Origin of the sequence: Rhodococcus sp. SG20037 (assembly GCF_031763325.1) — a bacterium.
Classification (GTDB): domain Bacteria; phylum Actinomycetota; class Actinomycetes; order Mycobacteriales; family Mycobacteriaceae; genus Rhodococcus_F; species Rhodococcus_F qingshengii.
In genome coordinates this window covers 4,940,156-4,961,438 of record NZ_CP134497.1, presented here as the reverse complement: position 1 = coordinate 4,961,438, position 21,283 = coordinate 4,940,156, and the positions used below count along the sequence as shown (strand labels likewise).

The window sequence follows — 21,283 nt, the reverse complement described above, 5'->3', positions numbered from 1 at the left end:
ATGAAATTTGATTGCAGTGCTGGACGGCTGTTCATCCTTGCTGGGTGATGTCCGGCGGCGTGAACCTTTGAATACTGTTCTCACGCTATTTCGCCGAAGAAGGGGATGTCATGACTGCTCCGCACCAATCTCATGCGAACCACCCTGTCCGACAAGGCTTTGCCATCGGGACCACGGTGGCGGCAGCATGCCTGCTCTTCGTCGCGGGAATCGTCGCGTTGCTGCAGGGCATCGCGGCTCTCGCGGACAACGATCTGCTGATCGTCGGAGTCAATTACACCTTCGAATTCGATGTCACGACATGGGGTTGGATCCACATCGTGCTCGGAATCATCGGCATCGCGGTGTCGCTGGGATTGTTCGTCGGCATGGCGTGGGCCCGCGGGATGGCATTCGTCATCGCGGCACTTTCGATCGTGGCGAATTTCCTGTGGATGCCGTACTACCCGCTGTGGTCGATCGTGATCATCGCCCTCGACGTCGCTGTGATCTGGGCCGTCGCGACCTGGCGACCTGACGAGGTGTGATCCTCTGACCGAAGTGAGTGGTTCACCTGCGGTAGGTGAACCACTAACTTCGCTGTGTCCGGGCCTCCACGGTTGGCCTCATCCCTACGCGGCGTCAGCGCCGTTTCGGTGACTCGCGATCCTGGTTCTCGCGCGGACGCATGTCCTTCGTCGATCGGTGTGGGAAGCCATGGATCATCGAGCAAGAGATCCAGCAGATCACTACCGTTGCGATTCCGAGTCCGATCGACGCGAATGGTTCCTGCGTAGCCAGCCAGACGCTCAGTCCGATTGCCGTCCCGACGATCAGAATCAGGATGGTGTCGAGTCGTGTCGTTTGCATCGAAATCATCGCCTGGCACAGATAGTTTCTGGCGGCCCGCTGGTTTTGGCGGCCCGCCGCCCGGCGAGTGACAGCCGGGGGCAGACCTTGCGCGGCTGACCCCTCGCTCTGGAAATCGCCGCCGCAAGTGATCAATACCCGCGAAATTCGTCTGCGAAACTCCACACAGGAAGAACAGGACCTTATGCCTCAAGGCCCGACATGCCGGGCCTTGACTATGACGTAGCGTCATAGTCAAGGCTGTTCGTATGCGAATCAGCGACGTGGCCAGTGCGGCAGGCACCACTCCGCGGACCGTTCGGCACTATCACCGACTGGGGTTGCTGGCCGAGCCGAGACGACTGTCCAACGGTTACAGAACTTACGAACTTCCCGATCTGGTCAGGCTGATGCGCATTCGTTGGCTCTCCGCCGCCGGCATTCCACTCGGATCCATTGCCGCGATGATCGAACCGACGCCGATCGATGCACGAGAACCGGACGACTTCGCCGAAGATCTTTCCTCCCTGATCGCGGAGATAGACCGGAAGCAGCGCGTCCTCGCAGACCAGCGAGTGCGCCTCGAGGAAATGCTCACGGCGCGAGGTGCTGGGAGGGTGGTCTCGCCGCTCCCGATGGAGCTGCTGTCGGCGTTCGACGAGTTGATCGCGTCGTCCCCGACGGATTCGGTTCGGCGTCTGTTCGAGCGTGAACGCGACATGTGGGAATTGGTGGCGATCTCGGGAGCAGCGCCACACGAACTGTTCTCCACGGCTGCGCGATTGCTGTCCGACGAGGGCGACCGGAAGAGAATTGTGGATCTGTACCGTCGTTTCGCCGCTCTGGCTGGGCGCGAGGTAGCCGAGGTTGCAGACGAGATCGCGTACTTGTCGGACGAACTGGAGGAATCACTGGGCGGGGTGCTCGGCGATGTGTACTCAGACGGAGACTCCGCAGGCGTGGGATTCTCGGTTGGGATCGCGGACCTGGTGCCCGATCCAGCGCAACGTGAAGTGGTCGCGCGCGTCGCAACACGTCTCATGTCAGGCGGTACGGCGTGATCCGATCACTGTGGTTGTTCTCGACGGGCAGGAGAGACGGAGGTTCCAGTGATACAGCGACTTTCGGCTACGCGAGGGGGACCATGTCGATACCGGTGGCATTTGTTGCGGCGAGTGTGATCGAGGCCGTGGCGATTCACTTCCTGGTGCCGTGGCAGTGGCTTCGCGTCGTGCTGCTCGTTGCAACGGTGTTGTCGCTGATTGCGATTGGCGGTTGGCTTGCCGGACGCGTCGTGCACCCGCATCTCGTGTCCGCTCGAACGGTGGTGTTTCGTTCCGGCACGGGCATTCGAGTCGAGGTGGACCGATCACGGATTTCGCGGGCGAGCATGGTCCGAAGATTCGGTGAGACAGCAAATGCGATTGTCGACGATCGCTTGGTTCTGCCGGGGCCCGACGGCACTGTCGTGGATGTCGACTTCGATCAACCGCTCTCGGTCACGCTCCCGAAACGGCTCTCGAAGGCCACTCCCACCACGATCGGTGGGCTGCGGTTGCATGTCGACCAACCCGGCGAATTCTGTGCAGCGTTGTCGCGGGACTGAACTCGCAAAGATCGTCTGGAGTCGGTCAGAGCGGAGACCTAGATGGAAGACCTTCAGGGAATCGGCTCGACAACCAGCCACTGCACCGTGCCACCGACATTCCATAGTGCATCGGGGTTGTCGAGCGAGGCCGCGTACGTTGCCGCAGCTTGGTCGCCGGCGATCTCACCGCTCTCGCCCGACGGCGGGTTGGGCTCGAGGAATTCGGAGGGGTGCGGCCCTGGCCATGCAGGCACGTCGAACGGGGAAATGCTGGTGTCGATGAGGCCAGGTCGATGCACGGTCACCCGGTCGGGAACTTGCTTGGTTTCCGCCGCCACGGCGATGCCTGGTCCTTCGGCAGCTTCGCCGTCGCCGCCACCGCAGCCTGCCACTGCAAGAACAAGTCCCGTGATTGCCACACCCACTACCGCATGACGTATCCGCACCGTTTTCTCCTAGCCGGGGCTCACCCCGTTCGAACTCCACTATTGCATCTCGCCAACTCCGCGGGATGCGTCTTTCGATAAATGTGGGAAACGCACTGAATGTGCTCGACAGGAGAATTGGATTGTACTGTGAGTAATGCCGACCCTGCTTCGACGTGCATTCAAGATCGGCGCGGTAGCGCTGGCAACGATTGTGGTGGCGGCCTACCTGTATGCGGCCTTCACTTATCGCAGCGCTGATGTCTTTGCGCCGCCAGGGCGCATCGAGGCTCTCGGCCGGACCTACCTGATCAGCAATTTCCCGCCGCGCACTCGTGAAGATCTCGAACAGCGATTCGCGCAGGGCCATCGTGAGCAGTACACCTTGGAACAAGTGAGTTCCGTATTTCCGTGGCGCGCTGTCTACCAGTGGCAGAACGACCAGATCCGCGGCCAGGCGACGTCGAGCGCGTACCTGAAATGGGGCGAGACGTACATCAGCTATTCGCTTTCGGGTGGCCCATGATTCTGCGTAGACCGAGTCGAACTCACATCGCTTCGTCTGCTGTCGCTCGTCGTGCTACTGCTGCACCGGACTGAGCCTGCCACCGTTCTTCGATGCGGCCGTACCGCCACACGAGTAGAGCAATCAGCCAGGTGGCGACGAAGAGTCCGACGATGATGAAGCCCATCGCGCCGAGATCCAAGTTCCCGATGGCGCCGATAAACCCGTCGTGAATGTCGAGTTTGTCGGTGAAAATCGAGATGATTTCCTGGGTCCCGATCAGCAGTGCCACTGCCACCGAGAGTCCGGTGATCACCATGTTGTAGTAGATCTTTCGGACCGGCTGAGCAAATGCCCAACCGTAGGCGAAGTTCATGAACGATCCGTCGATCGAGTCGAAAAGCGACATCCCGGCGCAGAAGAGGATCGGCAGAACGAGGATCGAATACCACGGGAGCCCTGTCGCCGCCGCGCCGCCGGCGATCACCAACAGCCCGACTTCGGTGACGGTGTCGAATCCCAATCCGAACAGTAGGCCGACCGGGTACATGTGCCAGGGCTTGCGAACCATCTTCATCACCGGGCCCAGAATCTTGTTCAAGGCGCCGCGGCTGTCGAGTTCCTTCTCGAGTTGTTCCTCGTCGAAGGTTCCGGCCTTGTACTTCGTGTACACCCGATGAATCCCGATGAGAGAGACAAGGTTCAAGATTCCGATCAAAATCAGGAACGTGCCGGAAATGGTGGTGCCGAACAAGCCGGTCCACTTCTCCAGATCGGAGTTGTCGTCGGAAAGGCTGGTGGCCAGTTGCCGCACACCCAAAGCCAAGAGGGCGACGAGTACGAAGACGATGGTCGAGTGTCCGAGCGAAAACCAGAACCCGACGGACATCGGTTTCTTGCCGTCCGCTACCAACTTCCGAGTGGTGTTGTCGATAGCGGCGATGTGATCGGCGTCGAAAGCATGGCGCATGCCGAGCGTGTACGCCGTTACGCCGAGTCCGACGCCGAAGACACTGCCTTCGATCGTGTAGTGGCCGGGGACAACCAGGCCGAGAAGAACTGCCCACCCGACGACGTTGAGCGCTACGACGGTGACGGTCATCCCGATGATGCTTCGACGCTGGCCTCGATCCAGACTGTGCCAAGCACCGGCGATTCGAGTGCCTGTCGTGGTCATTGTCGTGGACATCGAACCTCACCGATCCTTCAGTCGCGGCCGGCGGCCACGCTACTGAAATCGTATAAGTGTTCAACTGTTCAGATAAGCGCCTGGAGGTTACAAATTGCCCATTCGGGAGTAAAGATATTTTGCTCGTCGATGGGAAATGCTCAGGCGAACACGGTATTGACCAGCGCGACGTAGATCGTCGTTCCGACGACGATGCTCAGGACGGCATTCTTTCGCCAGAGGTGCGCGGCGATCGTGGCGCACACTGCAATCAGTTCGGGTAGGCCATGAGAAGGGGCGGTGATCGACACCCCTTTGAGTGAATACATGACGAGAATCAACATGACGCCTGCCGGCATGTAGATGCCGAGGTAGCCGACCAGGGCGGAGGAGCGCAGCGGCATGAGCGCGGCGAAGGGGATTGCGCGCAGCGCGAAGGTGACCACGGCCATGACTGCGACCGCGGCAAAGATGTACGAGGTGTCAGGCATCGATCTTCGCCTTTCGTGAGTCGTAGACAAAGCGCCCGATCAGGAAGAGCACGAATGCGCCCATTGCAATTGGCAGCATGTGGTCCGGCGCGGCGAGCCGGGCGACCAGAGCGCAGGTGACCGCGGCGACCGGCACCGCGAATCCGTTTTGTGCGCGAATCGCTTCGATCGAGAGGACGACGAACAACGCCGTCAGGGCGAAGTCGAGGCCGACGATCGAGTCCGGAATCCACTGTCCTGCTGTCGCGCCCAGAATCGCGCCACCGATCCAGTAGCCGTGCAGGTACAGCTGGGAGTAGACGATGACGCGTCCGGTGAGTGCCTTGGGATCGGCAGTTACCGACATCGCATAGGCCTCGTCGGTCAGCGCGAACATGCTGTAGAAGCGGGCGAAGGGGTTGCGAATCTTTTCCAGCGGAAAACTCAAGGCGTAGAACACATGTCGAAAGTTGACCAGCAGTGCGGTCAGAGCGACGTACGGCAGCGGTGTCATGGCCGCGACCATTCCGACCGCGAGAAACTCCAGCGATCCTGCGTAGATCAGCGAGGTGAAAGCGACTGCCCACCAAGGGCTGAGCCCTTGTTGGACCACAAGAACGCCAAGTGCGATCCCGAGTGGGAGCAGGCCGAATCCAACCGGTAGCGACAGCTGGAAGGCGTGCCGCCACGCCGGGGTTCGCGGTGGGAGTTCGACAGCTGGTGCGGCCGTCGACGATGCTGGTTCGATCACGACGCAAATCTATAACAAAGATCGAGGTGATCGATTGCTCAGAATGCCCACATATTGAACAGTGCGCAATAATAGTGCGATGGATGCCATGGATGACGCAATTTTGTTTCACCTACGCCAGGACTCGAGTTTGACCAACACCGAGTTGGCGGATCTGGTGGGTCTGACACCCTCACCTTGCCTGCGTCGGGTGAAGAAGCTCGAAGCCGACGGAATCATCACCGGGTACCGGGCGATCGTCAGTCAGGAAGCGCTCGGTCGAGGATTTCAGGTGATCGTCACCGCCGAGATCGGAGTCAACGACCAGGCCACCATCGAGGACTTCGAATCCCAGGTCGCCGCCTTCGACGAAGTGATCGAATGTCGGCGGTTGTTCGGAATTCCCGACTACTTCATTCGGGTCGCGGTGAAAGATCTCGCGACGTATGAGAACTTCATGGTCACCAAGCTCAGCGGGCTTCCGGCTGTCTCGCGGGTGACATCGTTGATCACCATGAAGACCATCAAGAGCGTCGACTGACTCCCGGGCTCGGCTGAACCTTCACTAGGTGTCGGTGGTCGGCGTTAACGTCGGAACATGGGATACGAATTTCAAGTCACAGTAGATTCGGCACATCCGCACGAACAGGCGAAGTGGTGGGCCGCAGCACTCGGGTGGGCAGCGGAGCCCAGCGACGAAGACTTCATCAGGGGCCTCGTCGCCGCTGGTCACGCCAAGGAATCCGACACCACGACATTCGAGGGAGTCCTCGTCTGGCGCGAAGGTGCGGCCATCAGCGATCCGGAGCATCCCGAACGTCCCCGCGTTCTGTTCCAACTGGTTCCGGAATCGAAGACGGTGAAGAACCGGCTCCATTTCGACATACGAGTGGGCGACAAGCGCGAGGATGTCGCAGCGCACCTCGAGACGGTGGGGGCGACGATCCTGCACCGAGGAGCGCAGGGGCCGAGCGTGTGGATCACGATGACCGATCCCGAAGGAAACGAGTTCTGCGTCAGCTAGCGGTACGAACTCGGAGTGTCGCCGGTCCATCGTTTGAAGGCCCGACGGAAGGCGCTGGGCTCGGAGAACCCCAATCGCGCCGAGAGTACTTCGACGGATTCTCCGCGCCGCAAACCAGCGATGGCTACGTCGCGGAGCACTTCCTCGCGCAGTTGATTGAGTGATGTTCCGTCACGCCGCAGCAGTCGACGCAGATGGGGAACGCTGATCGAGAGCATCTCCGCGATCTCCTCGGCCGTGGAGGTTCGCCCCTTCACCCCGAGTTCCAGGACCCGTCGTACCTGCGCCGACGCAGTGCTGTCGTAATCACGTTCGGACATGAGCTGAATCGGAGATTCTCGGAGGTACTCCTCCAACGTCTCCTCGGTTTGGATGATCGGTGCACGCATGGCCGAGTTGTCGAACTCCAGTGCCGCGCGCTTCGCGCCGAAGGTGACCGGCGCTCCGAAGATGTAGTCGTAGTCCTGCGCCAACCGTGCATCCGGTGCCGAGTACGGAAACTCGACCGCCCGAAGTCGGACGCGCTTTCCGATCAACCATGCGGAAAATCGGTGCAGCAAGATCAGGACGAAATCGGTTGTGACACGTTCTGCGACATCAGGTTCGGCGACGCCTTCGCGAGCTCGGACAGCGAAACTCACCCGAGTGCTTTCCTCGCCCTTCTCGATCGACAGTGGGGCCAGAGCCGGTAGCGCACGGATCACGTCGGACATTCGAGCGAAGGCCGATCCGAGATCAGGGCAATGGATCAACGTCAGGCAGATCAATCGGAAAGTGCCACGGGGGACCGGGGCGGATCCGAGGCCGAACAATTCGTCGTCGGTGATCTGCCAGGTGGATTGGATGAACGTGGTGACCTGAGTCGGGGTCAGCCGGGCGCGCGGGTCGGACAGTGTCTCGAGGTCGATCCCGGCAGCGCGCAGTGCACCCGACAAGTCGACGTCGTTGTCCGGCGAGAACGCGAGATAGCGGTGGACGAATGCGGTCGGGATGGTCCGCGCTGTCATGGGTGCGCTGCTCCTTGGAGCAGGTGGAGACGGCGTGCAGCTTCGGACAGAATGTGGTCCTGCTTGCAGAAGGCGAAGCGCACCAGGTGCTTCCAATCGTCGCGGTTGTCCGCGAACACGTCGACCGGAACGGCCGCGACGCCGATCCGCTCGGGCAGTGCGCGGCAGAAATCTCCCGCATCGGTTTCGCCTAACGGTCTGATGTCGGCAAGGAGGAAGTACGTGCCGCCACCGGAATGCACCGTGAAACCGGCCTCGGTCAGAGCTTTACCGAGCACGTCGCGTTTGCCTTGCAAGCTCTGTCGAAGTTCGACGACCCACGGCTGTTCGTTGGTGAGCGCGTAGGCAACGGCCGGTTGGAACGGTGCACCGGCAACAAATGACATGAACTGCTTGGCGGCACGGACTCCGTCGATGAGTTCGCGCGGGCCGATCGCCCAGCCGGTTTTCCAGCCGGTGACATTGAAAGTCTTTGCGGCACTGGACACCGTGACGGTGCGCTCACGCATGCCCGGGAGCGACGCCATCGGTGTGTGGGTGAGGCCGTCGAAGACCAAGTGCTCGTAGACCTCGTCGCTCAACACGATCAGGTCGCGTTCGCACGCGAGTTCGGCGATCGCTCGAAGTTCGTGATCGGTGAATACGGTGCCGGTGGGGTTGTGAGGACTGTTGACGATCAGCATCTTCGTCTTGGCGGTGATCGCGCCGCGCAATGCATCGAGATCGACCGCAAATCCGTCTCCCGCGGTTACCAACGGAACTGTGCGACGTACAGCGCCTGCCAACGCGACGGATGCAGCGTAGGAGTCGTAGTACGGCTCGATCAGCACTACTTCTTCGCCGGGTTCGACCAGTCCGAGAATCGCAGCACTGATCGCCTCGGTGGCGCCGACGGTGACCAGAACTTCGGAGTCGGGATCACTGTCGAGTCCGTAGCGGATGCGCCGATCCTCCGCGATGGCCTGACGCAAGACGGGCATGCCCGGACCGGGCGGGTATTGATTGACGCCCTCGGCGATGGCTCGGCGCGCTACCTCGAGCATGGCCGCAGGACCGTCGGTATCCGGAAAGCCCTGACCGAGGTTGACCGCGTCGTGAAGTGTGGCCAACGCTGTCATCTCGGCGAAGATCGTAGATGCGAACGGCTGCAGACGCGAGACGGTGCGGTTGCGGGGCGTCGAAGGCATCTTTGCAGCTTAGTCGGCTGACACCGCATCCTCACATCCGCTCGGACGCGGTGCTTGTCACGTTTGAATCGCCGCCATCGTCCAACTCTGTAGAGAGCATCGAATCCGGTGCCCCAGAACATACGGAGGCTTGCCATGACTCGCATTCCCGCAGTGACACCGTCAGAAGCCAGTCCGTTGATCAAAGTGGCATACAAATTCGCCGCCAGGCAGTACGACGAAGTCCCCGAGCCCTTTGCCGTCCTGGCCAACCATCGGAAATTGTTCGTAGCGGCTGCCCGCCACGAAATGGCTGTGCAGAAGGCGTCGAAGGTGCTGCCGTCGAACATTCGTGAACTGGCCGTCTATCGCGTCGCCTGGACTGTCGGCTGCTCGTGGTGTGTCGACTTCGGGACGATGCTCTCGCGCTTGGACGGTTTGGACATCGACAAGTTGAAAGAGATCGCGAACTACCGGGATTCATCGAAGTACAGCGAAGACGAGCGGGCCGCGATCGCCTACGCCGACGCCATGACCGGTGACCCCCATGGGGAGAACGGGGTGACGGACGAACAGGTCGCGGATCTCGAGCGCAGGTTCGGGCGAGCGGGCGTCGTGGAACTGACCTATCAGATCGGGCTCGAAAACATGCGCGCCCGGATGTATTCGGCGTTGGGGATTACCGAGCAGGGGTTCAGCACCGACTCCTGCCGTGTGCCCTGGGCAGAAGAATGATGCGCTGATTCGTCTACGGCAACTATCGACAATGCTCCGCAGATACGTGATCATGATTGACTAGTTCACGCATCTGCGGAGCATTTCGGCTTGTTAGGTCCGCACTTGCGACCTACGATCACCTGGTGCCCAACATTCGAATCCGCGAAGCTGCCGGCCTGCTCGGTGTCAGTGACGACACCGTCCGGCGGTGGGTCGACGGTGGGCTTCTCACCGCGACGACGGACGACTCCGGCCGCAAGGTCATCGACGGTGCCGAGTTGGCGGGCTTCGCCCGGTCCAACGCCGGACCCGCACCGGCCGATCCGCTCACGGGTGCGAGTTCGGCCCGCAACCGGTTCGCCGGCCTCGTCACCAAGGTCGTCACCGACAAGGTGATGGCTCAGGTCGAAATGCAGTGTGGGCCCTTCACTGTCGTCTCGTTGATGAGTACCGACGCGGTTCGGGAGCTCGGACTCGAGGTCGGGAGTATCGGAGTCGCAATCGTGAAGGCCACCACGGTCATCGTGGAAACGCCGTAGTTTTTGAACATACTGGAGGAAATTCGTGAAGCGTGTAGTCGGACTTGTTGCAGCAGGTGCCTTTTCGCTTGCCCTGGTGACCGGTTGTAGTTCCTCCGACAATTCTTCGTCGGAGACGTCGTCGGCCGCTCCGACCACAACCACTTCCAGTGATAGTGCCACGGGAAGCATCACCGTCTTCGCAGCGGCGTCACTCAAGAACAGCTTCACCGAACTCGGCAAGGAATTCGAGTCCGAGAACCCCGGTTCATCGGTCACATTCAGCTTTGCCGGGTCCTCGGACCTCGTCGCTCAGATCACCCAGGGCGCACCGGCTGACGTGTTCGCCTCGGCTGACGCCGCCAACATGACCAAGGCCACCGACGCCGGCGTCGTCGCGGGGTCGCCCTCGGACTTCGCGAGCAACACCTTGACGATTGTTGTGCCGCCGGGCAATCCGAAGGGCATCGCGTCGTTCGCCGATCTGGCAAAGGAGGGGACGCAACTGGTGATCTGCGCTCCGCAGGTCCCTTGTGGCGCGGCTACGAAGAAGGTCGAGACGGCCACAGGCGAGACCCTCTCGCCCGTCAGCGAAGAATCGTCGGTGACCGACGTTCTCAACAAGGTGACGTCCGGGCAGGCCGATGCCGGCATCGTTTACGTCACCGACGCGAAGTCCGCTGGTGACAAGGTTCAGACCGTCGCGTTCCCGGAAGCCACCACGGTGGTCAACCTGTACCAGATTGCGGTGCTGAAGGATTCGAAGAATTCGGAAACGGCAACGAAGTTCGTCGATCTCGTGAAGGGCCCCAAGGGCTTGGCAGTTCTGGGTGACGCGGGATTCGCTGCTCCGTGACACGCCTACGACCGTCAGCCCGAGCCCCGCTCGGGTTGCCGGTATGGATTTACCTTCCCGCGCTGATCGGCGGGGCGTTTGTCATCGCGCCCTTGGCGGCGATGCTGGCCACCGTGCAGTGGTCGCAGTTCTGGGAACTCGTGACTTCCGAATCGTCGGTTGCCGCGTTGAAACTGAGTTTGAAGACAGCGGCAATGAGCACGCTGCTGTGCATCCTGTTCGGCGTACCGATGGCCGCGGTGTTGGCGCGCAGTCATTTTCGGGGACTGTCCGTTCTTCGATCCTTGATTCTGCTCCCGCTGGTTCTGCCGCCAGTGGTGGGCGGTATCGCGATGCTGTACACGTTCGGGCGCAAAGGGTTGATCGGTGAGCAGTTGGAAGTGCTCGGCATCCAGATAGCATTCTCGACAACCGCGGTGGTCCTGGCGCAGACGTTTGTCGCGCTACCGTTCCTCGTCGTCAGCCTCGAAGGTGCGCTACGCACTGCGGGCACACGATACGAGGCCGTAGCCTCGACGCTCGGAGCCCGCCCGACCACCGTGCTTCGCCGGGTGACTTTGCCGCTGGTGCTTCCCGGTCTGGTGTCAGGGGCAGTGCTGGCTTTCGCTCGCGCACTGGGGGAGTTCGGTGCAACGCTGACGTTCGCGGGAAGTCTGCAAGGGGTCACGCGTACCCTGCCGTTGGAAATCTATCTCCAGCGTGAGACCGATCCGGATGCAGCGGTAGCGCTTTCGCTGGTGTTGGTCGTAGTCGCGGTGGTCATCGTGGTTGCGGTGCGTGGACGCGGATCGGCGGGTTCGTTGTGAGTGGCCTCCACGTCGACATCGAGATTCCGGAGCGCGATGTCGTTGCGACGTTCGACGTCGCGGCCGGTGAGGTGACCGCTGTCCTCGGACCGAACGGCGCAGGCAAGTCGACGGTACTGGCGGCGGTTGCCGGACTACATCACCCGCGGCGTGGGTTGATCGAACTGAATTCTCGCGTTCTCACCGATACCGGTAGGGGAGTCGCGTTGGCGCCGCATCGGCGCGGCACTGCTCTACTCGCGCAAGAGGCACTTCTCTTTCCCCACCTCAGTGCGGCCGCGAACGTGGCGTTCGCGCCGCGCAGTGCAGGGCGGTCGCGTCGCGATTCCGCCGATTCCGCGCGCCACTGGCTCGACGCAGTCGACGCCGCCGAATTGGCTGACCGCAAGCCGTCACAGCTCTCCGGCGGTCAAGCGCAACGAGTCGCAGTGGCGAGGGCATTGGCTGCTGAACCCGAACTACTCCTGCTCGACGAACCGATGTCTGCGCTCGACGTCGCCTCCGCCCCGGCATTGCGGTCGTTGCTGCGTAGAGTGCTCCGAACAGGAGATCGCACGGCCGTGCTCGTCACGCACGACGCTCTGGATGCGCTGGCCCTTGCCGACACCGTTGTCGTGCTGGACGGCGGCCGGGTCGTCGAACGTGGTGACGTACGAACAGTTCTGACTCGCCCGCGTAGTGCATTTGCAGCACGCATCGCAGGGATCAACTTGCGCAGCGGCACGATGGCCGGAGACGGAATGCTCAGAAGTCCGGTCGGGGTGGATATCGCGGGCCAGACGGAGACCGACCTACCGGCCGGCAGTGCCGCCGTGGCAGTCTTCGAGCCGCGAGCAGTGTCGGTCTACCTGGATCCGCCTCACGGGAGCCCACGAAACGCGTTTGCGGTCACGATCGCGGAGATCGAAAATCGAGGCGATGTCGTCCGAGTCCGAGCCGAGGACGAAGCCGGCCAGCCGGGCTTGTCTGCCGACATCACGGCGAGCGCAGCGGCCGAGCTCGATCTGGTTCCGGGATCGGCCGCTACGTTTGTGGTCAAGGCCACCGAGACGCTGATCTATGCGCAGGGCGCAGGCTCGTAGACGTCCTCTACGACCGAATCCGCATAGAGGGCTGCAATTTCGGACGCGTACTTCTCGGCTATCGGCTTGCGCCTGAGCTTCATCGTCGGTGTCAGCTCGTCGCCGCCTGGCTCCCAGAACGTGGTGAGTACGTGAAACCGCTTGATCTGCTCGGCCCTCGACAGACGCGAGTTTCCCTCGGCGACAGCAGTTGCAACGATGTCGACGATCCGAGCGTCCTTGGCGAGTACCGCGGCCTCGGCCGCAAGTCCCAGTGAGCGTGCCGCTCCGACCGCGGCGTCGGCGCTGAGAGTGATCAACGCTGTGTTGAACTTTCGGCCGTCTCCGATTGCCACGACCTCACCGATCAACGACGACGACGTCTTCACTGCGGTCTCGATGGCAGCGGGGGACATGTTCTTTCCCGACGCATTGATGATCAGCTCCTTCTTGCGATCGATCACCGTGAGGTATCCGTCTGCGTCGGCCGTGACGATGTCTCCGGTCGAAAGCCAACCGTCTGCACTGATCGCTTCGGCCGTTTTTGCCGGTTCGCCGCGGTACCCCTTCATGACCAACGGTCCTCGAACCAGTAGCTCACCGTCCGCCTCGATGCGCATTTCCATGCCTGGAAGCAACTTTCCGACCGTTCCCAGCTGGGTCGGCTCGGCCGGTGCGGTGCTCGCAATGCATGTCAGCTCGGACATTCCCCAGATCTCCGAGATCGGAACTCCCAGGGCTGCAAAGAATGCCAAGGTGTCCGGCGGAATCGGTGCAGCGCCAGAGATGGCCCACTTCAGTTCGGCAAAACCGAGTTTCGCACGCAGAGCGGAGAGGACCATTGCATCGGCTCGGGCGTAGTCCGCTTCCAGTTCGGCGGGGACTGTTTCACCGGCTCGCAAGTGTGCGAGCCGAGTGCGACCGACGTCGAGTGCCCACTGCAATGCCGCTCGCCGCGCGTCGTCCGGTTCGTTGGCGACGGCCGATTCGACTGCAACCTTCAGCTTTTCCCACACACGGGGGACACTGCCCCAGATCGTGGGGCGACAGTCCGGAAGCGCAGCCGCTACCTGGCTCGGATCCGGCACGACAGTGATCTGGGTGCCGAACACCATTTGCATGTACAGGCAGGTGAGCCGATCGGCGATGTGCGCCGACGGCATGTACGAGGTGATGCGGTCACCGAACTCGACGGGGAGTACAGCACTGACGGCGGTGGTTTCGAACAACAGACAGGCATGAGTCGTCTCGACGCCCTTGGGGTTGCCGGTCGTGCCGGAGGTGTAGATCAACGTGGCGACGTCGTTCGGTTTCACCGCACGCCAGGTGCTCTCGAAATCGAAATCGGCGGCAGCAGAGGACTTCATCTGCTCCAGCGTCAGGGTGCCGGACTGCTGGGCAGACGGTTGCGCGTCGACGACCACGATCGTGTCGAGTGTGGCACCGGATCGGCGAACGATATCCACGTACTGGGCCTCGCAGACGAGCACTCGCGCACCGGAATTGGCGAGGATGTACTGGATGGCTTCGGGTGCCGACGTGTTGTAGATGGAGAAGGATGTCGCGCCGAGGTGTTGGGCGCCGACGTCGATCGGGTAGAACTCGATGCGGTTACTCATCATCAATGCAACCGTATCGCCATGTCCCACGCCGATTCCGGCCAATCCCGCGGCAACATCGCGAACCTGTTCGCCGTACGCGCGCCACGTCAGTGTTCGCGCATCGCCGATGTCTCGCAAAGCCACCGCGTCGGGCGCCACCGCCGACACTCGCTGGAAGGCTGCACACAACGTAGTCATGATGTTCTCCTGGATGCCTTTGGCAGGGCTGATGCATTCGTCGGGGCCGCAGCGGTGGTTCTGTCTTCGAGTTCGCGGATCAGGTCGTGTGCCTGTTTGTCTTTTGCCAGGTAACCGTCGGCAAGGACATTGATGAATCCGCGTCCCCACGCCCAGGGTTCCCAGGCAGCGGGGGCAAGGGTCCGGGCGGCGCGGCGCGCGATCGCGTCGGCGATCACGGTGGCGGCACGGTCCGGGGAGATTCGATGACGGAGGGGACCAGGTAGTCGAGCGTCGAGTTTGCGCCCGATCTCGTCGTCGTCGAGTGTTGCGCGTGCAAGTTGTGTATCCACCATCCCGAAGTACGCGATGCCGGCAGTAGCGCCGTAGCCGGCAACCTCGAGACGCAGCGCCCGGCCGAGCGCTTCGACCCCAGCCTTGCTGATCATGTACGAAGCGCCGCCCAAACCGGGGGCGAACGACGCCGCCGATGACACGACGACGATGTGCCCACTGTTGCGGATCACCTCGTCGATGGTCGGATGCACGGTGTTGAAGACGCCGGTGAGATTGACGTCGAGCACACGATCGAAGGCGTCGGGATCGATCTGGCGCAATGTTGCCGGGGGAGGGGTGATTCCGGCGTTGGCCACTACGACGTCGATTCTGCCCAGCTGCTCGATGATCGTTTGCACGGCTGCGGTCATGCCGTCCCGATCTCGGACATCGGCCGTCACCGTCACGACTCGCTGTGACTCGAATGAGCGCTCGGCCGTTGCCAATGAACTCTCGTTGACGTCGACCAGTGCCACGGTGGCCCCACGCCGGTGGAGAGTGCGCGCCAGCGCTGCACCGATACCGTCGCCTCCACCGGTGATCAGTACGACCTTCCCGGCGACGTCGTAGTCGAGTCGGCGTCCGGGCAGTGGAATGCCCAGATCGCGGACTGTTCCCGCAATTGCGGACAAGCGTCCCGTCATTGCTTCAGTGCCTTCCGTGTAGTGCGCGGATGAGAACCTTGACCAGCCAGTCGATTCGGGCGGTCCGTCGAAACGTCGTCAGTGGTAGGGGCGAACGGAATCGTTGCCGGGTCGTCGAACGAGCGTAGGTGAACTCCTTCAGACCATCTGGGCCGTGAACGCGTCCGAAACCAGATGCTCCGACCCCACCCAGTGGCAGGTTGGGAACCGCGGCATACATCACGTAAGAGTTCACCGACGCTCCTCCGGATCGGAGCCGATCGGCAACAGCCGCTCCGTCCTTGCCGAACACGCTTGCTCCCAATGCGTATGGCGACGCATTGACCAACTCCACCGCCTCGTCCATCGAGGCGACCTTGGTGATCGTCATCGTCGGGCCGAAAGTTTCCTCCGTGACGGCGAGGCTGCCTTCGGGGACGTCGACCATGATGGTCGGTTGCACGTACTGGCCGGAGATCGAGCCGAGCCCTCCGAGAACGACACGTCCACCCCGCGACATCGCGTCGTCGATGTGGCGCCGGATTACAGCCACTTGCGAGGGCATGGTGATCGGACCGATCTTGTCTTCGGCACCCGGACCCGCATGAACTCGGGCAGCCAAAGTGATTGTCTTGTCGATAAACTCGCCGTAGACATGTTCGTGCACGTATACACGCTCGACGCCCAGACAGGTTTGACCGGAGTTGGACAATGCTCCCCACACCGCAGCATCCGCGGCGGCACCGACATTTCCGTCGGCATCAAGGATGAGCGCGTCCTTACCACCACATTCCATCAACACCGGTGTGAGGGTCTCGGCGCACGCTGCCATGACTTTCTTGCCCGTCGCGGTCGATCCGGTGAACCCGATCTTGTCGACACCGGCCAGGCACAGTGCCGCGCCGACCGAACCATCGCCCGTGACGACCTGCAGCACAGGATGTTCAGGGACGACCTCGGCGAAGGCGCGGCCCAACCATTGCCCGACTGCCGGTGCGAACTCACTCGGCTTGTAGACCACGGCGTTGCCTGCAGCCAGCGAGAACGAGAGCGAACCGAGTGGGGTGAAGACCGGATAGTTCCACGGACCGATCACACCGATCACCCCGAGAGGTCGATACTCCACCGAGGCGGCCTGATTGACCGTCAACAAACTGGAGCGGACGCTGCGCCTGCCCAATACCTTTCGGGCATTCTTCGACGCCCACGCGAGATGTTCTAGTGCCATGGCGATTTCGAGCATTGCGTCAGGGTGCGGCTTGCCCATGTCCCGGTGCACGACGTCGGCGAGTTCGGATGCGCGACGAGCGATGATTCCTCGCCACCGATCCAGTCGACGAGCGCGTTGCTCGAATGTCAGTTCTGCCCACCATTCGGAAGCAGTACGGGCGTCGCGCACTGCCTGTGTCACTGTGTCGTCGGACGCCTGTGTGGTCGTGTCGATCTCGGTCGCCGTCATCGTGGAGTTCCTTGAAGTGTGTAGTGGACGGCGCCGTCGGCCCAGCCGCGGGTGACGCGTTGGAGGATCGGTCGGGACAGAGTCAGAATGGGGGCGAACCACGGCTGCGCTTGCAAAGCGAACGTCCAGGTGAGGCGGCTGCCAGTCGAAGTCGGTTCCAACACCAGATCTTCAGCGAAGCGTTTGAACCCCGGAAGTGACGCCGACTCCACGTAGAACGACATCCGGCGCCCCTCGTCCCAGCGGAAGAATCGCTCGTTCAGTGCAGCAAAAGCGCCGGCTCGCACGGTTCGCGTAGTCCCGACGCCGAATGGTCTGTCCGAGGTCCAGTCGGCTCCGGTGATCCCGTGCGCCCACGACGTGAGCGCTCCGTCCGAGGTCAACGTCTGCCACAAGCTTTCACATGTCGCTTCGGATTCGATCCGGTGAGTGATCACCAGCGGAGCGGAGCGGATGAAGGCTGCGTCGGCCGCAGAAAGAGAGAATTTTCCCTTCACAGGTCCACCACCAAAGACCCACCGGTGGAACGTGATCGACAGGTCAACATCGAACCAGTACGTTCGGATTCGGTGAGGAGGGTGTCTCGATGCTCGACGGTCCCGGAGAGCACCCGGACCTTGCATGTACCGCAGAAGCCCTGTTGGCATGAATACGCTACTCCGGGAAGTACGCGTCGTATTGCAGCCAATGCACTTTCGGACTCGCCCACATCGACGGTGAGACCGGTGCGCGCCAGATGCACCGTGAACTCCTTGCCGTCGACTACCGGGAGTGGGGAGAACCTCTCGCTGTGCACCGATCCGGTCGGGTTGGCGGCGAAAGTTGCCGCACGCACCGTGTTCATCAGCGGAACCGGTCCGCACGTGTACACCGCGGCACCTGGATCCGCAGCAGCGACGAGTGTTCCGATATCCGTCGGACCCAGCTCGTCGTCGGGTCGGATGGTTACCCGGCCGCTGGAATACTCCTCGATCTCGTTCAGGAATGGCATAGCTGCCCGAGTTCGTCCGAGATAGTCCAATCGCCACGGGACTCCGCGGCGGTGACAGCGTTGCACCATGGGAAGTATCGGAGTGATCCCGATTCCGCCCGCAACAAAGAGGTACGACGGAGCAGTGACAAAAGGAAATGCATTCCGCGGCCCTCGTACGTCGACAACCATTCCGGGTTTCAGCGACTCGTGTATCTCGCGGGAGCCACCCCCGCCCTCGTCGATCCGCCGGACGGCGATCCGATACGAGGTCAAGTCGTCAGGGTCTCCGCACAACGAATACTGTCGTTGCCTTCCCGAGGGGAGAATGACGTCTAGGTGAGCGCCGGGAATCCACGACGGCAGGGTGATTCCTTCCCTCGGGGTCAAGGTGACACTCAGGACGTCTGCGCACTCGAACCGGACGGACTTCACGTCCAGCGTCATGTCGAATCCGCTGTAGCGGACCGGGTTGGGACGCGAAAGTATCTGCGCTGCAGGACTTGACGCAAAGATTCGACGGTATGCGCTCGTCGCCTGTGCGGCAATCCTCAACGACCGGGTCGGTGTGAAGTCTTGTGCGTCGTGAGGACGGTCGGCAGTCGTCTTGTTCATCCTTCACTCTTTTCGGAAGAACGATTGGCGGCAGGTGAGCGAGCGAGGTAGCGCATGGCTACGTCCATGTCCCCGATCTGGGACGGATGGAAGCTCGGCCGCAGATACGGAGGAATCTCGGTGATCAGGAATTTCATGTTCGGGACCAGGCCGCGGCGAGTGGCGCTGATCAGTTGCAGAGGCCACAGGCGGCCCTTCGCCTTCGACGGGTCCTGCCGGAAGAGGTAGTTCATCGAGGCGATGAACAACACGAACAACGTGAAGCTGGCGAGCAGCGCCGTGCGAACGCGGCGGGCGTAGCTACCGTCCACGTACATGTAGGCGTCGAAGGCCACGTTGCGGTGCTCGACTTCCTCGGCGCCGTGCCACTTGACCATGTCGAGCATCGTCGGGTGCATGCCGGCATCTTCGAGGGCGGGATCGGTGAGCAGCCATTCCCCGACCACCGCCGTGTAGTGCTCCATCGCGGCAAACAAGCCGAGACGTTCACAGAGCCAGGCGTGCTTGGCTTTTCCGGTCAATCCTTTGTCGCCCAATATCTTGTCCACGAGCCAGTCCATCCGGCGTGACATCGGTTTCATGTCCATGCCGAGGTCCGCAAGATGCTCGCGTGCACCCTTGTGCGACGACGCGTGTGTTGCTTCCTGGCCGACGAATCCCACCACCTCTTCGTGCAGGCGGGGGTCCTCGATGAGCGGGAGCGCTTCGGCGAGCGTTGCGGACATGGCCCGCTCTCCCTCGGGCAACACGAGATGCATGAAGTTGATGACGTGGGTGACCATCGGTTCGTTCGGCACGTAATGCAGTGGTACGCCGTCCCAGTCGAATTCGACGTCACGGGCGGCGATCGCATGTGCTTCGTCGGTGTAGCGGCGCGCGCCGGACGGTGCGACGACGGGTGTGCCTCGGAAGGCGTTGATGCCGAGCATTATCGGCTCCTCACGGTTTCTCGGGCAGTGGTGAGTGATTCGGACGAGACGGGTTGTACTTGCGCGTAGTGAGCGAGGTCGGCTCGTTTGGTCCTGGTGCGGAAGGATCGGTTGAATCCGGGATAGAAGGTGTAATTGCGGCCGCCGTCGACGAGGTAGTAACTACTGCACCCGCCGGCGTTCCATACGCTGGTGGCGAGTCGGCGGTCGGTCGCGCGCACGAACTCTCTCTGCACGTCTGCCCGGACGTCGATACTGCCGATGCCGCCCTCGTCCATTTGAAGAATGCAGCTCACGATGTACTCGACCTGCGCTTCGATCGTGACGACCTGCGAGGTGTAGACCACGGAATTGGGGCCGAGGATCATGAAGAAGTTCGGAAACCCGCTGATGGTGGTGCCGAGGAAGGCCTCGCCACTGCCGTTCCACGTCTGCGCGAGGCTGCGGCCGTCCTTGCCCCGGATGATGTCGAACGACGGGTTGTCTCCCATACGAAAGCCGGTTCCCATGACTATGGTGTCGACTTCCCGGAAGGCGCCGTCCGCGGTGAGGACTCCGCGCTCCTGCACCTCGACGATTCCGTCCGTCACCACCTCCACATTGGGTGACGCCAGCGCGGGATAGTAGGTGTTCGAGAACGTCGGACGCTTGCATCCGAATGCGTAGTGGGGGAGCAGCTTTGCGCGAAGCTCCGGGTCCCGCACCTGCCGGCGAAGGTGTGCTCGGCCGAGTGCGGCCAGCCCTTTGAGCAGTGACGGCTTGTACACGAATCCGGGTACCAGGGCTTCTTGGAGCAGGTCAAGTCCCTTGCGTGCCAGTCGTTGGGTGAGCGGCACCCGCTCGAAGAGAGCGCTCGGCCAGCCGGTCATCGGCTGATCCGGGTGCGGCAGGATCCACGTCGGTGTCCGCTGGAACACGGTCAACGTGTCCGCGAGCGGTTGCAGTCTGGGGATGATCTGCACCGCAGAGGCGCCGGTGCCGACCACGGCTATCCGCTCACCGCGAAGGTCGTGGTCGTGGTTCCAGTCCGCGGTGTGGAACATCTGACCACGAAACGATTCGAGCCCGGGAAGGTCGGGTGTGGCGGGGGCACTGAACGGGCCGGTGGCCGCGACCAGGAACTGTGCCTCCCACATGGTTTCCGCAGTGTGTACCCGCCAGATCTGGGCTTGCTCGTCCCACGAAGCTTCTGTCACGTCCTGGTTGCAGTGGAAATGACCGGCCAGTCCGAAGCGATGGACGCAATCCCGGAGATAGTCGTAGATCTCGGGCTGTAGCGGATACAGCCGCGTCCAGTTCGGATTTGGCGCAAACGAGAACGAGTACAGAATCGACGGGATGTCGCACTGTGCACCGGGGTAGGTATTGACCTGCCAGGTTCCCCCGGGCTCCGCGGCACGTTCCAGAACGACGAAGTCGTCGATCCCGGACTGCTTCAAGCGGACAGCCGTTCCGATGCCGCCGAAACCGGCTCCGATGACGACGACTCGTGTTCGGCGAGTTCGAGTTTCCTCGTCACCGGCCGATGGCCCCGAGGTTGGGTCGATGTCGACCATGTGTGACGCCTCCTGATTGGTGCGTGAACAACTGAACGAAGAGTAAGTCTGACATCAAGTGATGTCAACAGCGGTTGATGTCAGAATTCAACTGATTGACATCGGGCGATGTCAGTTCGCTTGCGGAGGTCGCCGCGATAACCTGAGG

25 protein-coding genes are annotated in these 21,283 nt (G+C 61.9%); 11 read left to right on the top strand and 14 right to left on the bottom strand.

The window, feature by feature from the left end; translation table 11 throughout:
• Nucleotides 1-110 precede the first annotated feature (110 nt).
• Nucleotides 111-527 (top strand): hypothetical protein, encoded by a 417-nt coding sequence (locus RHP72_RS22705; protein ID WP_007733561.1) that lies wholly within the window; start codon nt 111-113, stop codon nt 525-527.
• A 94-nt stretch (nt 528-621) separates the two neighbouring features.
• On the opposite strand, the gene RHP72_RS22700 is transcribed toward RHP72_RS22705, so the two are convergent.
• On the bottom strand, nt 622-849 hold the full coding sequence (locus RHP72_RS22700) for a hypothetical protein (RefSeq protein WP_020970523.1): 228 nt from the start codon (nt 847-849) through the stop codon (nt 622-624).
• Between the two features lie 248 nt (nt 850-1,097).
• Here RHP72_RS22700 and RHP72_RS22695 point away from each other — a divergent pair, with 248 nt between their 5' ends.
• Both RHP72_RS22695 and RHP72_RS22690 read left to right on the top strand, forming a co-directional pair.
• Entirely contained in the window at nt 1,098-1,889 is a 792-nt protein-coding gene (locus RHP72_RS22695; RefSeq protein ID WP_007733557.1) for a MerR family transcriptional regulator, read from the top strand.
• 83 nt (nt 1,890-1,972) lie between these two features.
• Entirely contained in the window at nt 1,973-2,434 is a 462-nt protein-coding gene (locus tag RHP72_RS22690) for a hypothetical protein (protein ID WP_003940014.1), read from the top strand.
• A 53-nt stretch (nt 2,435-2,487) separates the two neighbouring features.
• Here the strand turns inward: RHP72_RS22690 and RHP72_RS22685 are convergent, their stop codons facing one another.
• Nucleotides 2,488-2,862: a hypothetical protein gene (locus RHP72_RS22685; protein ID WP_039973342.1), complete on the bottom strand. Its 375-nt coding sequence runs from the start codon at nt 2,860-2,862 to the stop codon at nt 2,488-2,490.
• A gap of 136 nt (nt 2,863-2,998) precedes the next feature.
• On the opposite strand from RHP72_RS22685, the gene RHP72_RS22680 reads away from it, so the two are divergent.
• Nucleotides 2,999-3,367 (top strand): hypothetical protein, encoded by a 369-nt coding sequence (locus RHP72_RS22680; protein WP_042451261.1) that lies wholly within the window; start codon nt 2,999-3,001, stop codon nt 3,365-3,367.
• A 22-nt stretch (nt 3,368-3,389) separates the two neighbouring features.
• On the opposite strand, the gene RHP72_RS22675 is transcribed toward RHP72_RS22680, so the two are convergent.
• The 3 genes from RHP72_RS22675 to RHP72_RS22665 form a co-directional block, all read right to left on the bottom strand.
• Nucleotides 3,390-4,535 carry a HoxN/HupN/NixA family nickel/cobalt transporter gene (locus RHP72_RS22675; protein ID WP_211920778.1) on the bottom strand — a complete coding sequence of 382 codons (1,146 nt, stop codon included), beginning with the start codon at nt 4,533-4,535 and terminating at the stop codon, nt 3,390-3,392.
• 140 nt (nt 4,536-4,675) lie between these two features.
• Entirely contained in the window at nt 4,676-5,005 is a 330-nt protein-coding gene (locus tag RHP72_RS22670) for a branched-chain amino acid transporter permease (RefSeq protein WP_003940007.1), read from the bottom strand.
• Nucleotides 4,998-5,735, bottom strand: a complete 738-nt coding sequence (locus RHP72_RS22665) for an AzlC family ABC transporter permease (protein WP_003940360.1) — start codon at nt 5,733-5,735, stop codon at nt 4,998-5,000. The genes RHP72_RS22670 and RHP72_RS22665 overlap by 8 nt, the downstream gene beginning before the upstream one ends.
• Before the next feature lie 79 nt (nt 5,736-5,814).
• Here RHP72_RS22665 and RHP72_RS22660 point away from each other — a divergent pair, with 79 nt between their 5' ends.
• Nucleotides 5,815-6,255: an Lrp/AsnC family transcriptional regulator gene (locus RHP72_RS22660; protein WP_020970517.1), complete on the top strand. Its 441-nt coding sequence runs from the start codon at nt 5,815-5,817 to the stop codon at nt 6,253-6,255.
• A gap of 57 nt (nt 6,256-6,312) precedes the next feature.
• On the top strand, nt 6,313-6,738 hold the full coding sequence (locus RHP72_RS22655; protein ID WP_003940409.1) for a VOC family protein: 426 nt from the start codon (nt 6,313-6,315) through the stop codon (nt 6,736-6,738).
• Here the strand turns inward: RHP72_RS22655 and RHP72_RS22650 are convergent.
• Both RHP72_RS22650 and RHP72_RS22645 read right to left on the bottom strand, forming a co-directional pair.
• A complete protein-coding gene (locus tag RHP72_RS22650; RefSeq protein ID WP_003940556.1) occupies nt 6,735-7,745 on the bottom strand; it encodes an AraC family transcriptional regulator in 1,011 nt (336 codons plus the stop codon). The two genes, RHP72_RS22655 and RHP72_RS22650, sit on opposite strands and share 4 nt — an antisense overlap.
• Nucleotides 7,742-8,932, bottom strand: a complete 1,191-nt coding sequence (locus RHP72_RS22645; protein ID WP_003939670.1) for a pyridoxal phosphate-dependent aminotransferase — start codon at nt 8,930-8,932, stop codon at nt 7,742-7,744. The genes RHP72_RS22650 and RHP72_RS22645 overlap by 4 nt, the downstream gene beginning before the upstream one ends.
• A gap of 135 nt (nt 8,933-9,067) precedes the next feature.
• Between RHP72_RS22645 and RHP72_RS22640 the strand changes: the two genes are divergently transcribed.
• The 5 genes from RHP72_RS22640 (at nt 9,068) to RHP72_RS22620 (ending at nt 12,890) form a co-directional block, all read left to right on the top strand.
• Nucleotides 9,068-9,646, top strand: coding sequence for a carboxymuconolactone decarboxylase family protein (locus RHP72_RS22640; protein ID WP_007733549.1), 579 nt, complete (start codon nt 9,068-9,070; stop codon nt 9,644-9,646).
• A gap of 125 nt (nt 9,647-9,771) precedes the next feature.
• The gene (locus RHP72_RS22635) at nt 9,772-10,167 is read left to right on the top strand and encodes a molybdopterin-binding protein (protein WP_003940157.1); all 396 of its coding nucleotides are present in this window, start codon (nt 9,772-9,774) and stop codon (nt 10,165-10,167) included.
• 25 nt (nt 10,168-10,192) lie between these two features.
• Nucleotides 10,193-11,002, top strand: a complete 810-nt coding sequence (gene modA / locus RHP72_RS22630; RefSeq protein ID WP_042451258.1) for a molybdate ABC transporter substrate-binding protein — start codon at nt 10,193-10,195, stop codon at nt 11,000-11,002.
• On the top strand, nt 10,999-11,808 hold the full coding sequence (locus tag RHP72_RS22625; RefSeq protein WP_083056871.1) for an ABC transporter permease: 810 nt from the start codon (nt 10,999-11,001) through the stop codon (nt 11,806-11,808). The genes modA and RHP72_RS22625 overlap by 4 nt, the downstream gene beginning before the upstream one ends.
• Nucleotides 11,805-12,890 carry a sulfate/molybdate ABC transporter ATP-binding protein gene (locus tag RHP72_RS22620; protein WP_007733546.1) on the top strand — a complete coding sequence of 362 codons (1,086 nt, stop codon included), beginning with the start codon at nt 11,805-11,807 and terminating at the stop codon, nt 12,888-12,890. Before RHP72_RS22625 ends, RHP72_RS22620 begins: the two co-directional genes overlap by 4 nt.
• Here RHP72_RS22620 and fadD11 read toward each other — a convergent pair.
• Genes fadD11 through RHP72_RS22585 form a run of 7 tightly spaced genes read right to left on the bottom strand, consistent with a single transcriptional unit; the run spans nt 12,866 to nt 21,135 of the window.
• Complete coding sequence (gene fadD11 / locus RHP72_RS22615; protein ID WP_311093825.1) at nt 12,866-14,668, bottom strand: fatty acid--CoA ligase FadD11; 1,803 nt, start codon at nt 14,666-14,668, stop codon at nt 12,866-12,868. The two genes, RHP72_RS22620 and fadD11, sit on opposite strands and share 25 nt — an antisense overlap.
• Entirely contained in the window at nt 14,665-15,627 is a 963-nt protein-coding gene (locus RHP72_RS22610) for an SDR family oxidoreductase (RefSeq protein ID WP_064073968.1), read from the bottom strand. The genes fadD11 and RHP72_RS22610 overlap by 4 nt, the downstream gene beginning before the upstream one ends.
• 4 nt (nt 15,628-15,631) lie before the next feature.
• Nucleotides 15,632-17,065, bottom strand: coding sequence for an aldehyde dehydrogenase family protein (locus RHP72_RS22605; RefSeq protein WP_311093824.1), 1,434 nt, complete (start codon nt 17,063-17,065; stop codon nt 15,632-15,634).
• On the bottom strand, nt 17,062-17,562 hold the full coding sequence (locus RHP72_RS22600; protein ID WP_311093823.1) for an SRPBCC family protein: 501 nt from the start codon (nt 17,560-17,562) through the stop codon (nt 17,062-17,064). Before RHP72_RS22600 ends, RHP72_RS22605 begins: the two co-directional genes overlap by 4 nt.
• Nucleotides 17,559-18,650, bottom strand: coding sequence for a PDR/VanB family oxidoreductase (locus tag RHP72_RS22595; protein ID WP_007733536.1), 1,092 nt, complete (start codon nt 18,648-18,650; stop codon nt 17,559-17,561). The genes RHP72_RS22600 and RHP72_RS22595 overlap by 4 nt, the downstream gene beginning before the upstream one ends.
• Nucleotides 18,647-19,579, bottom strand: coding sequence for a metal-dependent hydrolase (locus RHP72_RS22590; protein ID WP_003940129.1), 933 nt, complete (start codon nt 19,577-19,579; stop codon nt 18,647-18,649). The genes RHP72_RS22595 and RHP72_RS22590 overlap by 4 nt, the downstream gene beginning before the upstream one ends.
• Nucleotides 19,579-21,135 (bottom strand): NAD(P)/FAD-dependent oxidoreductase, encoded by a 1,557-nt coding sequence (locus RHP72_RS22585; RefSeq protein ID WP_311093822.1) that lies wholly within the window; start codon nt 21,133-21,135, stop codon nt 19,579-19,581. The genes RHP72_RS22590 and RHP72_RS22585 overlap by 1 nt, the downstream gene beginning before the upstream one ends.
• Nucleotides 21,136-21,283 lie beyond the last annotated feature (148 nt).

Bases quoted from the DNA above. Each gene is read 5' to 3' on its own strand.
- RHP72_RS22660 (WP_020970517.1), top strand. From the start codon at position 5,815: ATGGATGCCATGGATGACGCAATTTTGTTTCACCTACGCCAGGACTCG.
- RHP72_RS22650 (WP_003940556.1), bottom strand. From the start codon at position 7,745: ATGACAGCGCGGACCATCCCGACCGCATTCGTCCACCGCTATCTCGCG.
- RHP72_RS22585 (WP_311093822.1), bottom strand. From the start codon at position 21,135: ATGGTCGACATCGACCCAACCTCGGGGCCATCGGCCGGTGACGAGGAA.
- RHP72_RS22675 (WP_211920778.1), bottom strand. From the start codon at position 4,535: ATGTCCACGACAATGACCACGACAGGCACTCGAATCGCCGGTGCTTGG.
- RHP72_RS22610 (WP_064073968.1), bottom strand. From the start codon at position 15,627: ATGACGGGACGCTTGTCCGCAATTGCGGGAACAGTCCGCGATCTGGGC.
- RHP72_RS22695 (WP_007733557.1), top strand. From the start codon at position 1,098: ATGCGAATCAGCGACGTGGCCAGTGCGGCAGGCACCACTCCGCGGACC.
- RHP72_RS22670 (WP_003940007.1), bottom strand. From the start codon at position 5,005: ATGCCTGACACCTCGTACATCTTTGCCGCGGTCGCAGTCATGGCCGTG.
- RHP72_RS22590 (WP_003940129.1), bottom strand. From the start codon at position 19,579: ATGCTCGGCATCAACGCCTTCCGAGGCACACCCGTCGTCGCACCGTCC.
- RHP72_RS22705 (WP_007733561.1), top strand. From the start codon at position 111: ATGACTGCTCCGCACCAATCTCATGCGAACCACCCTGTCCGACAAGGC.
- RHP72_RS22680 (WP_042451261.1), top strand. From the start codon at position 2,999: ATGCCGACCCTGCTTCGACGTGCATTCAAGATCGGCGCGGTAGCGCTG.
- RHP72_RS22645 (WP_003939670.1), bottom strand. From the start codon at position 8,932: ATGCCTTCGACGCCCCGCAACCGCACCGTCTCGCGTCTGCAGCCGTTC.
- RHP72_RS22605 (WP_311093824.1), bottom strand. From the start codon at position 17,065: ATGACGGCGACCGAGATCGACACGACCACACAGGCGTCCGACGACACA.
- RHP72_RS22700 (WP_020970523.1), bottom strand. From the start codon at position 849: ATGCAAACGACACGACTCGACACCATCCTGATTCTGATCGTCGGGACG.
- RHP72_RS22655 (WP_003940409.1), top strand. From the start codon at position 6,313: ATGGGATACGAATTTCAAGTCACAGTAGATTCGGCACATCCGCACGAA.
- RHP72_RS22595 (WP_007733536.1), bottom strand. From the start codon at position 18,650: ATGAACAAGACGACTGCCGACCGTCCTCACGACGCACAAGACTTCACA.
- RHP72_RS22690 (WP_003940014.1), top strand. From the start codon at position 1,973: ATGTCGATACCGGTGGCATTTGTTGCGGCGAGTGTGATCGAGGCCGTG.
- RHP72_RS22640 (WP_007733549.1), top strand. From the start codon at position 9,068: ATGACTCGCATTCCCGCAGTGACACCGTCAGAAGCCAGTCCGTTGATC.
- fadD11 (WP_311093825.1), bottom strand. From the start codon at position 14,668: ATGACTACGTTGTGTGCAGCCTTCCAGCGAGTGTCGGCGGTGGCGCCC.